Here is a 10,026-nt window from a genome sequence, read left to right on the forward strand (position 1 = left end):
TTGCGGCCCCGGCTACGAACAGGTCCCATCACGTCCTCCAACACCTCTCGGTGTTGCGACGTTCGCTGGAATCCGCCGTCCCCGCTGGTGGCCAAATAGAGGTCCTCACCCCTTGCGGATTCTCTGGGCGCTGATGGGGTGGCCTCCTCGGGGTTGGCGGGACTCGCGCATGCGGTAGGAGTCGCCGCTGGTGACCACGACGGTGGCGTGGTGCAGGAGGCGATCGAGGATGCTGACGGCGGTGGTGTGCTCGGGTAGGAACCGGCCCCAGTCCTCGAACGACCAGTGCGAGGCGATGGCCAGGGACCGGCGTTCGTAGGCTGCGGCGACGAACCGGAACAGCAGCTGGGTGCCGGTGTCGTCCAGCGGCGCGAAGCCCACCTCGTCGACGATGACGGCGTCGTTGCGGAGCAGGGTCTCGATGACGCGACCCACGGAGTTGTCGGCCATGGCCCGGTAGAGGGTCTCCACGAGGTCGGCCGCGGTGAAGTACCGGACCTTGTGACCGGCCTCCACGGCGGCGTGGCCCAGGGCGAGCAGGGTGTGGGACTTGCCGGTCCCGGCCGGGCCGACCAGGGCGAGGTTCTCCTTCGCGCGGATCCATTCCAGGCTGGTCAGATACGCCCAGGTGGGTGCGGGGATGGAAGAGGCGGGCAGGTCGAACTGCTCGAGGGTCTTGACCACCGGGAACGCCGCAGCTTTCAGCCGGGCCCGGGCGTTGGACGCGGCGCGAGAGGTGATCTCGGCCTCCACCAGGGCCCGCAAGACCTCCTCGGGGGTCCAGCGTTGGGTCTTGGCCGTCACCAGCAGGCTCGGGGCGAGCTCACGCATCGCGGCGAGCTTGAGGCGGCGCAGCCCGGCGGTCAGGTCCGCGGCCAACACCGGCGCGGGGGCGCTCACGAGGTCGCCGCGGTCGTGGTCGGCGCGTACTGGTCCAGGGACCGCCCGGCCGCGATGGGCAGGTCGATGACCAGTGCGTCGCCGGTGGCGGTCGGGTCGGGGGTGCCGGTGCCGGCCGCCAGGATCGAGCGGACGTCCGCTGAGCGCCACCGCCGAAACGCCACCGCCCGGGCCAGGGCCGCCAGGAACACGCTCTGGCCGTGGGCGGCGGCCAACGCGTTGAGCTCGACGAGCTCGCCGGCCAGGCGGGTGTTGCCCGACGCGGCCGCGCCGGTGATGAACGCCGCGGCGACCTCACCCAGCGAACAGAACTCCCGCTCGGCGACCGACCGGGGCCGGACCTTGCGCGAGGGTGCCGGGCGCGGGCCGCCGTAGTGCGCGTCCAACACCGAGGACTCACCCGGGGCGACGAGCTCGTGATCAGCCACGATGACGCCGGTGGCCGGGATCAGGACCTGCAGGCGGCCGCCGTGGTGGACCAGGTGGACGTGGGTGCCGATCAGCGTCGTGGGCACCGAGTAGCGGCCCAAGGCGAACCGCACGCAGGACAGCTTGTCGACCTTGCGGACCACCGGTGCGGGCCCGATGCTCGCCCGCAACGACGGCAACGCCCCCAGCAGCAGCGCCTCGGCCACCAGGCGCTCGGCCGGGACCGCGACGATCTGGGAGTGCACCGCGGCGTTCACCTCCGCGCACCACGCGATCGCGGCCAGGTTCGCCGCGGCCAGGCCCGCGGGCGAGGCTGGGTCCGCGGTTTCGTCAAGCAGCGGGACCATGAGGTCGGACTTGCCGTAACCGACCAGGTTCTCCACGATGCCCTTGGAAGCGGGGTCGGCCGGGTTGCAGAAGTCCGGGACGAAGCCGTAGTGGCCGGCGAACTTCACGTAGTCGGCCGTGGGGACCACGACGTTGGCGACCACGCCGCCTTTGAGGCACCCCATACGGTCCGCCAGGACCTTGGTCGGGACCCCGCCGATCGTCTCGAAGCACTCCGCGAGCATCGCCATCGTGGTGGTGGCCTGCTCGTCGGCGGCGAACCGCACGAACCGCACCCGCGACCACGCCAGCACCGCGCAGAACACCTTGACCCCACCCAGGGTTCCCCAGTCGATGACCAGGTACTCACCCGGGGTCCACACCGCCGGGCGCCGCCCGCGATGGTCCTCGCGGCGCCACTCGACCTTGGCGCCGGCGACCAGGCGGCGGAAGTTGCGCGCCGACCCGGTGAACCCCGCCGCCCGCGCCGCCGGCAGAAGGCGCTTGGCCGAGATCCGGGCCTTGGTCGAGGCGACCTTCGCCGTGACCAGCGCGGCCACGGGCTCGTAGTTGCGGACCGGCGGGACCCGCGGCGCGACGGTCCCGCCGGCCTCGGCGCGGGCGATGACCCGACGCACGGTCTTGGGGGTCGTGCCGCAGATCGCGGCCGTGCCTCGATACGACCCGACCTGCTGATAGGTGCTGATGATGTCCATACGGTCCCTCGCAGACTTCAATGGAGCTCCCCGGGCAGTGATGGCGACTGGCTAGACACCGTCACCGTCACTGCTCGGGCTTCACGCTCCGGCTCGACACGACGAGCAAGGGGTGGGGACTTCTACCTGGCCACCAGCGGGGACTTTCTACTGGCCACCTGCGGGGACTTTCTCACGGCCATGGACACCATGCAGAACCGGTCAGCTACCGCCACGACACCCTCGGGGATCGGAAGGACATCCTTTGCGACCGGCATCGACTCACCCGTGAACGCCGATTCGTCGATCTGCAGGTCGACAGTCACCAGCCACCGGCCGTCGGCCGGCACGCGGTCACCGGCATCGACGAGCACGACATCGCCAGGAACGAGGTCTTCCGCGTCGACCACACTGATCGAACCATCGCTACGCACCCGGGCTTGAGTCACGAGCATCTGTTCCAGCGCCGCCAGGCTCGCCTCGGCCCGGTACTCCTGCGCGAAACCCAAGACGGCGTTGAACGCGACCACGACACAGATGACGACGACGTCTTTGACGTCACCGACGATCGCGGCCAACACCGCGGCGCCGAGCAGGACCGCGATGAGGAGACTGCGGAACTGGTCGACAAACGTGCGAAGCGGCGAGCGCCGCCGCCCGGGGGGGCAACCGGTTCGGACCGTGAGCGGCGAGGCGGCTCGCGACCTGCGACGCCGGCAAACCCACCCGCGGGTCCACCTTCAGGCGCGCCGCGACCTCGTCTGAGGTCAGCCGATGCGAACCGTCGGCGCCGACGTCAGACCGGGCCGGCTCAACGCTCATCGCGATGTCCTTCGCTCTTCGAGCGTTCACGGGTTGCAGTAGTCGCAGAAGACCGCGTCGGCGTACTGCCGCTCGGTGCGATCACGCGTGAGGCGATGCGCGCACTTGAGACATCCAAGAACCTCGGCGCGGGTTCCGCGCGTAGCTTCACCACACTCCCCGCACGGCAGCCCGGCCACGCGTCCCATGATCCAGAAGCCCGGGGTGTCGCAGGCAGGACACAGGGAGCAGAGCCTCTTGGCCAGGTCCTCGGCCGCCAAGCGGATGTTCTCCATGCGCGTGGGATTGGCATGGGCGCGCACGTCAGTCTCGACAAACACCTGACCGCTCGCCGACTGCTCCAGCGCTCCGGCAAAGGCGGCCTCCAGTTCCGTCCACGACGCGATCCCCTTGCGGATGCGCGTGTCATCCCTGCCGCCGGGGCGCACCACCAGGTGATGTTCAGGGAATGCCGATCTCCCCGCGAAGGAGCTGACCGCGCCCCAGTCCGCCGTGAGTACATGGGAGAACACCGCCGAGCCTTGGGCGACACCGACGACTTCCAGCTCGCGCTCGGCATCGACCCAGATCAGCATCTCCACATTCCAGCCGAGCATGCCCGTGAACGGATCCGGGCCGAACGAGCCCTCGCTGGCCAGGCCCAGTGGCAGCCCTGCCAGCTCCATGCTGAGGAGCGCCTTCGTGCGCGCCGCCTCGAGCTGGGTGCCGGCGCGCGGTATGTCGCGGGTGAACGTACCCAGGAGATCCGTGTCATAGCCGGCAACACGTTCCACTCGGCAGCCGAGTGCAGGCTCCAGCACGGGCGCGATCACTCGCTCTTTGCCGTGCTGAGTGAGGAGCGCGACCGTTTGACCGGCGTAGAGGGCTACGGCCTTGGCGAGGCCGGGTGGGGTTCCTTTCATCAGCTCATTTCCTTCCATTGGTGCGAAGTGGTGTCCGCCCGACCCATATTCGGCTCGCTCGCGGAACTCCCCGCGGGCACCGGACGGCTGACTGGTGACGCCGAAAGCTCAGTCGGGTGTCGCGGCCGTGGCAGCGAATCGAGGACGACGGCTCATCGGGCGCCTCCACCAACCGGTTCGAGCCCTCTCCGGGAGGAAGACTCACGGGCTGACGGAGGCCCTCCGGTCGCGTGCCGCGAAGACCCTGAGCGTCTCGGCACTTCACTCATCCGATCGCACCCGACCAACCGCACCACGCTCGCCTCGGGTTGGGTGAAGGGTGCGTCTCTGCCTCAAGCAGCGACGCGGCGGTCGGACGGTTCGCCTTTTCGACGATGCGGCCCCACATATCCGCGCGCGGAGCAAGCCGGGCAACGGCAAGTTCGGTGTCGACTCCGGGCCGAGGCCGCGCACGAGCGACGAGCAAGCAGGCGCTGGGCGTGGCGCGCGCGGGCGGCGAGCACACGGTTGGCCGGTGCGTGGTCGGGACGATCACGGCGGCGGCGGGCACTGCAAGGATTGCAACCGGACCTGCGCGAGGAGTTCGAGTCGCCATGCCGGGCACCTACCTCTTCGGCAGCACGACCGAGGATCCTTCCCGAATGGGCTCGTCTACCGCTGAACTGGACCGCACCATTGGTGATGCGACGGCGCGAGCAGATCGCTAGACTCACGACTCAAAAGTACCGAATAGAAATGCACTTGTCTAGTCACTGGTGGAGCCGGAGGCGAGGATCCCAAGGAGCTCATCGACATCGTGGCCGGCTGCAAGCGGATGGCGGAACGGCTGTCCGGTGGAGATGGTGTAGCTGTTGCGCCGCCCCTCTCGGGCCCGGGTGAGATAGCCCGCCGCTTCAAGATCCGCGACGATCTTCTGCGTGGCCCGCTCGGTGATCCCGACCCGAGCTGCAACCTCACGCAGGGTGATCTGAGGGTCGCGCACGATGACGAGGAGAACGTGCGCGTGGTTGGTCAAGAACGTCCAACCCGCCGCTGCGGCCGGTTCATGCGTGACACCTCGATCGGCACTCTGATTCGCCATTTCATGGACAGTAGTCCCCGCCGCCCCAAGAGACCATCGCATCGTCCTCGTCCGACCGGTGGGCTGCCTGGGGGACCGACCAAGCGAGGGTGACGGAACGGGCGCGTTGGTCGAGCGCGGAGCGGTCTCGCCACCCGAACTGGTTCAGGTCGGTGGGTTCGGCTACCAGAGCCGCACCCCTGCGCTCGACGACCGTGCAGACTCCTCGCCACTGGCTGCCCCTCGGAAGAGGCCGGTCGTCGCGCACCGGCCGCGAGACCGTGCCGCCGAGAGTCGGAAGTCGAGAGACGAGATCCGTGGACGGTGGTAGCGGAGGATCGCGCGGACCTCACCTTGAGGTGCCACCATGCCCGGTGGTTCAGCCCGTATACGTCTTGCCGGTCCTCCCAGTCTGCTTTCAGAACTTCTCCAGTCGAAGCACGTCGATGTCGTTCACAAACAAGATCATGGCGTAGTCGTTGTAGTAGTGCTCTTGAAGATAAGCGGCGATGTCTGCGGCCGTATCAGATTTGCACACGATCTCGACGCGGATATTTCCGCTGGCCTCCCAGCCTGCATCGCGGACGCCACGGGCTCCCTTGCCGCGGGCATCGACGATGGTATATCCGTGTGCACCCAGGCGTTCGATGGTTTGTATCAGTGTTCCCTCAAGTGCAGCTTCAGTGATTACCGTCAACAACTTGCGCCGGTAGTCTGTCAATAGTCTCATCCTCCCATGATCGCGTGCATCCATTTGGATAATGCGTAGTATATCGGAATGCCAACAAGGACGTTGAACGGGAAGGTTATTCCCAGGGAAGCGGTGAGCGACAGTGCCGGGTTTGCCTCGGGTACCGAGATGCGCATGGCAGCTGGTACTGCTATGTAGGAAGCGCTGGCCGCCAGTGTCGCGAGAATAGTTGTGCCGCCGACAGATAGGCCCAGGAAGAATCCTGCGGCACCCCCCACGAGCGCCGAGAAAAGTGGCATGCCGATGCCGAAAGCCACGAGAAACAGACCGTGCCGGCGCAGCATTCCTGCCTGTGCTGCCGCGATCAACCCCATCTCCAGCAGAAATATCGCCAGAAAGCCCTTGAAGAGGTCGAAGAATAGAGGCTCAATCGTGACTAACCCAACCGGGCCCGCTGCCCATCCGATGAGCAGGCCGCCGACGAGCAGGACGATGCTCTTTCCCAGGAAGACCTCGTGGGCAACTGTCGTCCAGCGCGTCCGACGCGAGAGCCCTCGTGCCAAGACGATGCCGACAAGGACAGCGGGGACCTCTAGAAGTACCAGGAGTAGGGGCATGTGGGCTTCGAACGGAATGCGCCGAGCACCAAGGTAGGCGACGGCAACCGCATAGGTGCCGACGCTCACGGAGCCATAGTGCGCAGCGATGGAGGCCGCGTCAGCCCTCGTGAAGCGACCCAGGTAGCGCAACACGGGGAAGGCCGTCAGGGCGAGAAAGATGCCCAGGGCTACCACCGCTAGCATTTGAGGTAGGAGCGTGATGACGGGCTGCTTAGCGAGTTCGATGCCGCCTTTGAGTCCGATGGACAGCAGGAGCAGGATGCTCAGAAACTCGTATATCGCGGGTGGAAGGCGAAGCTCCGAGCGCAGCAGGCCGGCGACAAGGCCGAGGACAAAGAAAAGAATCACTGGATCAGTCAACTTGATGGCTCCTACCGGGCTCCGATGATGCATTGGGGCAGGTTCGAACATCCTTCGCCGCGGCCACCGAGTTCTGCCGGTGTGTGCGAACCGTAAATGCCTGTCGAAGGCAGGCTCCTACTCAGTTCCAACTTCCTGCCAGGTCACGCGGCCCGATGCCGAGTCTTGGATGAGCGATCCGATAAGGCGCCGGGGGTACCGGTCCTGGAGGCTCCGCATCTGAGACTCCATCTCCGACGGGGGCGTGTCGCTGGGGAAGACCGGCAAAAACCGACCGTGCAGCGGTCCTTCGGAATGTCGGACCAGCCCAGCGAGGAGGTCGAGTCGGGTCACCGCGCGATTCCTGCTGTCGCTTTCCATCTCGAGCCAGCAGAGTGTCCATATACCCGACAAGCCAGCGGTGTACCGGATGTCGATGGGGCGGTCAGCTGAGGACTGGTCGTGCGCGGGCAAGAAACTCGGGGTTTGCACCACCGCTTGCTCGTCGACCCAGATCCCGAGAAGGTCCTCAGGTGGGGAGGTCCGGCACTGCTGGTGCATCTGCAGCGCGAAGAGGTCGCTCAGATCACGACATGCCCGCGGCAGGTCCTCCCGGCTGCGGACGAGAGCCGCGACTGGGCGCCTGTCCGCATATGCGCCCGCGGCGCGCCGAAGGCGGTCGTGCACGGCGTCCCAATCCTCGTCCGCGCGGGGCATCTCGACAAGAATCGCGCGACAGCCCCAGTTGTCGGCCTCGCGCAGGCGCGCATACAGCACGCGCCCGTACTCCATTGGGTCGGCGGGCATCACCGCCCACCGGCAGCGCGCGTCACCGGTGCCGTTGGGCTGTACCGACAGGACGGCCACCGATTGTTCCTGTCCCACGATCATCCGAACCGTTGATTCGAGCGCATCCGTTTCCACCAGGTACAGCGGGGTCTCCGGAGCGTAGTGGGACGGCAGTCGTCCTGGGGTGCGCGGACCACCAATCGCAAGCCAGGTGGGCAACTCGCCTAGCGTCTCGTTCAGCATTTCGGGGGTTACGGCACCAGGGCGCAGTAGCCGCGGATGCTTCCCGCTCAGGTCCAGGATGGTGGACTCCAGGCCCACCGCGCACGCGCCACCGTCAATGATCCAGTCGACCGAATCTCCGAGCTCGGAAAGCACATGAGCCGCCGATGTCGGGCTCACCCGCCCGAAGCGGTTGGCCGACGGGGCTGCGATGCCGCCGCCAAAGACCTGCAGGAGACCGAGGGCAATGGGGTGATCGGGAACGCGCAGGCCCACGGTGTCCTGACCGCCTGTCACGACGTCCAACACCCCGGCAGCACGTTTGAGGATTAGTGTCAGCGGTCCGGGCCAGAATCTCTCAGCCACCCGCCAGGCAGAGGCAGGGACGTCCCGCGCCCAGAGTGCAACATCTTCCGGCTGGGCCAGGTGGACGATGAGAGGGTGATCAGCGGGCCGGCCCTTCGCGGCAAAGATGCGTGCAACGGCCTTCTCATTGGCGGCGTCTGCGCCCAGCCCATAGACGGTCTCGGTGGGGAATGCCACCAAGCCCCCCGACCGCAGGACACCCGCCGCTCTCGCCAGTTCACGGGGAGCGCTTCCGCTAAGTGCCATCCTGAACAACTCCTTCGATCCATCCTGGGCATCTACCTGTTTGATGAGTCGGACTGTTTGGTGAGTCGGATCGAGGACCTTTCCCGGCTTGGCGAGTTTGCCCATCGCCGCGACTCAGGATGAGCAGTGACAGGGTGCGCGGGTCAACCCTCTTACGTGCGATGATAAAGTAGCGAACCGTACTTCGCTTGTCTAGTCAGTGTAGGAACTGGTGGCGCGAGGCCCGTGCCCACGCAGTCCGAGTCGACGTGCCTCACGCAGCGAGAGCACGCTCCGGCGTCGAACTCGGTAGCGTGACAGCGGACACGAGAAACTGCCCGGAGACGGCCAAATCGCTGCCCGGTGGCGGACATGAAAGTTGCCCGCTGGCGGTCATGAGATCTGCCCGACACGACGTTCTTCGCCTCGCCGCCTCCCGCGGTTGAGGCCCCTCCTGGGATGCGCTTCGCGGTGCTGATGCGCTTGCCGCCCCCAGGAGGGACACCGTGAAGTCTGCCGAGGAGATCATGAACATGTTGGAAGCGTTCGATTTGACCGGGTCGTTGCGTGATGCCGGGGAGCTGTCCGGGGTCTCCCACCACACCGTCGCCAGGTATGTCGCGGCCCGCGACGCTGGTGGGTTGTCGGATAAGTGCGCACCGCGCCCGCAGCTGATCGACGCTCACCTGGCCAAGGTCGAGGAGTGGGTTGAGCGGTCTCAGGGCAAGGTCCGCGCCGACGTCGCCCACGACAAGCTCGTCGCGTTGGGTTTCACCGGCTCGGAGCGCACCACGCGTCGGGCGGTGGCGGTGGTGAAGGCGAACTACCGGGTCGGGCGGGTCCGGGTCCACCGCCCGTGGGTCACTGAGCCGGGGATGTGGATCCAGTACGACTTCGGCGACGGGCCGATGATCGGCGGGGTCCGTACGACGTTGTTCGTGGCGTGGTTGGCGTGGTCGAGGTTCCGGGTGGTGCTCGCGATCAGGGACAAGACGTTGCCGTCGGTGATGGCAGCCCTGGACGTCACGATGCGCAGGATCGGGGGTGCGCCGACGTATGTGCTGACCGATAACGAGAAGACGGTCACCGTCGAGCACGTCGCGGGATGGCGGTGCGCAACCCGGCGATCGTCGCGTTCGCCCGCCACTACGGCGTCACCCTGCACACCTGTGTCCCGGTGGATCCGGCGTCCAAGGGTGGGTCGGAGTCGTCGGTGAAGGTCGCCAAGGCGGACCTGGTCCCCAAGGACACCAACTTGCTGGAGGCCTACGCGTCGTTCGCGGACCTCGAGGACGCGTGCGAGGTGTTCTGCGCGCAGGTCAACGCCCGTGAGCACCGCGTCACTCGGCGGACCCCGGACGCGATGCTCGCCGAGGAACGCGCCCGCCTGCCCCCGGTCCCGGCCGATCCCCACACGGTCGCGTTCGGGGTCACGCGCACCGTCCCGGCCAAGACGCCGATGGTCACGTTCGACTCCGGGCAGTACTCCGTGCCGCACGAGCTTCTCGGGGCCACGGTCTGGGTGCGGGTGCACGGGCGCGGCGCCGACGAGCGGGTGATCATTGAGTGTGCCAGCCTGAGTTGGCCCCACTTGGACCGGTTTTGATGCTCTGATTTGGCCCCACTCCCGACCCACCCG

The 10,026-nt window shown here is 67.0% G+C and carries 9 protein-coding genes and 1 pseudogene; 1 reads left to right on the forward strand and 9 read right to left on the reverse strand.

Going from position 1 to position 10,026, the window contains the following annotated elements; genetic code table 11:
• Window positions 1-105 precede the first annotated feature (105 nt).
• The 9 genes from istB to EUA98_RS18800 form a co-directional block, all read right to left on the reverse strand.
• A complete protein-coding gene (istB, locus tag EUA98_RS18760; RefSeq protein WP_242511719.1) occupies window positions 106-900 on the reverse strand; it encodes an IS21-like element helper ATPase IstB in 795 nt (264 codons plus the stop codon).
• Window positions 897-2,393 (reverse strand): IS21 family transposase, encoded by a 1,497-nt coding sequence (istA, locus tag EUA98_RS18765; protein WP_130104217.1) that lies wholly within the window; start codon window positions 2,391-2,393, stop codon window positions 897-899. Before istA (EUA98_RS18765) ends, istB begins: the two co-directional genes overlap by 4 nt.
• Before the next feature lie 101 nt (window positions 2,394-2,494).
• Window positions 2,495-2,932 (reverse strand): HAD-IC family P-type ATPase, encoded by a 438-nt coding sequence (locus EUA98_RS18770; RefSeq protein ID WP_165372913.1) that lies wholly within the window; start codon window positions 2,930-2,932, stop codon window positions 2,495-2,497.
• Window positions 2,910-3,173: a cation-transporting P-type ATPase gene (locus EUA98_RS20610; RefSeq protein ID WP_130104219.1), complete on the reverse strand. Its 264-nt coding sequence runs from the start codon at window positions 3,171-3,173 to the stop codon at window positions 2,910-2,912. Before EUA98_RS20610 ends, EUA98_RS18770 begins: the two co-directional genes overlap by 23 nt.
• 26 nt (window positions 3,174-3,199) lie before the next feature.
• The gene (locus tag EUA98_RS18780) at window positions 3,200-4,075 is read right to left on the reverse strand and encodes a DUF6671 family protein (RefSeq protein WP_130104220.1); all 876 of its coding nucleotides are present in this window, start codon (window positions 4,073-4,075) and stop codon (window positions 3,200-3,202) included.
• 745 nt (window positions 4,076-4,820) lie between these two features.
• Window positions 4,821-5,156, reverse strand: coding sequence for a helix-turn-helix transcriptional regulator (locus tag EUA98_RS18785; protein ID WP_130104221.1), 336 nt, complete (start codon window positions 5,154-5,156; stop codon window positions 4,821-4,823).
• A 397-nt stretch (window positions 5,157-5,553) separates the two neighbouring features.
• On the reverse strand, window positions 5,554-5,865 hold the full coding sequence (locus tag EUA98_RS18790) for a P-II family nitrogen regulator (RefSeq protein WP_242511720.1): 312 nt from the start codon (window positions 5,863-5,865) through the stop codon (window positions 5,554-5,556).
• A complete protein-coding gene (locus tag EUA98_RS18795; protein WP_130104222.1) occupies window positions 5,862-6,806 on the reverse strand; it encodes a sodium-dependent bicarbonate transport family permease in 945 nt (314 codons plus the stop codon). Before EUA98_RS18795 ends, EUA98_RS18790 begins: the two co-directional genes overlap by 4 nt.
• 117 nt (window positions 6,807-6,923) lie before the next feature.
• The gene (locus EUA98_RS18800; protein ID WP_207219161.1) at window positions 6,924-8,513 is read right to left on the reverse strand and encodes an L-threonylcarbamoyladenylate synthase; all 1,590 of its coding nucleotides are present in this window, start codon (window positions 8,511-8,513) and stop codon (window positions 6,924-6,926) included.
• Between the two features lie 380 nt (window positions 8,514-8,893).
• On the opposite strand from EUA98_RS18800, the pseudogene istA (EUA98_RS18805) reads away from it, so the two are divergent.
• Window positions 8,894-9,975, forward strand: a pseudogene (istA, locus tag EUA98_RS18805) (IS21 family transposase); the annotation flags it as partial.
• Between the last annotated feature and the right edge of the window lie 51 nt (window positions 9,976-10,026).

Source organism: Pengzhenrongella frigida, from assembly GCF_004168625.1.
In the GTDB taxonomy this organism is placed as follows: Bacteria; Actinomycetota; Actinomycetes; order Actinomycetales; family Cellulomonadaceae; genus Pengzhenrongella; species Pengzhenrongella frigida.

Bases quoted from the DNA above. Each gene is read 5' to 3' on its own strand.
- EUA98_RS18785 (WP_130104221.1), bottom strand. From the start codon at position 5,156: ATGGCGAATCAGAGTGCCGATCGAGGTGTCACGCATGAACCGGCCGCA.
- EUA98_RS18790 (WP_242511720.1), bottom strand. From the start codon at position 5,865: ATGAGACTATTGACAGACTACCGGCGCAAGTTGTTGACGGTAATCACT.
- EUA98_RS18800 (WP_207219161.1), bottom strand. From the start codon at position 8,513: ATGGGCAAACTCGCCAAGCCGGGAAAGGTCCTCGATCCGACTCACCAA.
- EUA98_RS18780 (WP_130104220.1), bottom strand. From the start codon at position 4,075: ATGAAAGGAACCCCACCCGGCCTCGCCAAGGCCGTAGCCCTCTACGCC.
- EUA98_RS20610 (WP_130104219.1), bottom strand. From the start codon at position 3,173: ATGAGCGTTGAGCCGGCCCGGTCTGACGTCGGCGCCGACGGTTCGCAT.